At 68.8% G+C, this 1,249-nt stretch carries 1 protein-coding gene; it reads left to right on the top strand.

Going from position 1 to position 1,249, the window contains the following annotated elements:
• Positions 1 to 109 precede the first annotated feature (109 nt).
• Positions 110 to 1,114, top strand: coding sequence for a dTDP-glucose 4,6-dehydratase (gene rfbB, locus PATMI_RS0112855; RefSeq protein ID WP_026911186.1), 1,005 nt, complete (start codon positions 110 to 112; stop codon positions 1,112 to 1,114).
• Positions 1,115 to 1,249: the final 135 nt, after the last annotated feature.

Here is a 1,249-nt window from a genome sequence, read left to right as displayed (position 1 = left end):
GGATCGAGTCGTCGCTGCTGGGGCGTGATGTGATCGTGCGGCGTGGTGAGCGGACCCCGCGGGCGTACCGCTTCATGGTCGGCGACAACTCCGAGATCGAGATCCTCTGATGAAGCTTCTCGTCTGTGGTGGTGCCGGGTTCATCGGCTCGGCGTTCGTGCACCAAAGGGTCGCCGCGGGCGACGAGGTCCGCGTGCTGGACGCGCTGACCTACGCCGGGCGTCGCGAGAACGTCGAAGGCCTCGACGTCGAGCTCATGGTCGGCCGGATCGAGGACCCCCACGCCGTCCAGCAGGCCACCGCCGGCGTCGACGCGATCGTCAACTTCGCCGCCGAGACCCACGTGGACCGCTCGATCCTCGACGCCCAGGCGTTCGTCCTCACCAACGCCCTGGGCACCCACACCCTCGTCGAGGAAGCCCGCCGCCGCGAGGTCCGCTACCTGCAGGTCTCCACCGACGAGGTCTACGGCTCGATCACCGAAGGCGCCTTCACCGAACAGCACCCCCTCGAGCCCTCCTCGCCGTACTCCGCGTCGAAGGCCGGCGCGGACCTCACCGTCCTGGCCGCGCACCACACCTACGGGCAGGACGTCGTCATCGCGCGGGGATCCAACTGCTACGGACCCCGCCAGTTCCCCGAGAAGCTGATCCCCGTCATGACGCTGAACGCGCTGCACGGCGGGCCGCTGCCGGTCTACGGCAAGGGCGACCAGGTCCGCACGTGGCTGCACGTCGACGACTTCGCCTCCGGCATCCACGCCGCCCTCACCCACGGCGTCTCCGGGCAGGCGTACAACGTCGGCGGCGCGAAGGAGAAGATCAACCTCGACGTCGTCACCTGGATCATCGGCCTCACCGGCGCGTCGACCGACCAGATCCGGCACGTCGAGGACCGCCTCGGCCACGACTTCCGCTACGCCCTGGACAGCAGCAAGCTCGAGGCGCTCGCGGGCTGGTCGCCGAAGATGGACTTCGATCAGGGCGGCCTGGAGTCCACCGTGCACTGGTACCGCGACCACCCGCACTGGTGGAAGCCGCTCGTCGCCACCGACGACTACAAGGCCTACTACCGCCGCGTCTACGGCCAGGACCACACCTTCCTCGAAGACTGAACCGGCGCCGGGAGCGGACGCTCGGGATCGTCCGCCGACGTCTGTGGAAAACCGCAGGGGAGCAGGCTCCTAATACGCCCTAACACCGTTCACGTCCTGTACCGTCCCGTACGGCCTGCGAGTCCCCGTCGAGGG

It is taken from the genome of Patulibacter minatonensis DSM 18081 (assembly GCF_000519325.1).
In the GTDB taxonomy this organism is placed as follows: domain Bacteria; phylum Actinomycetota; class Thermoleophilia; order Solirubrobacterales; family Solirubrobacteraceae; genus Patulibacter; species Patulibacter minatonensis.
This window is presented reverse-complemented; position numbering and strand designations above follow the sequence as displayed.

What these genes read in the sequence shown, in the direction of transcription:
- rfbB (WP_026911186.1), top strand. Translation starts at nt 110, where the DNA reads ATGAAGCTTCTCGTCTGTGGTGGTGCCGGGTTCATCGGCTCGGCGTTC.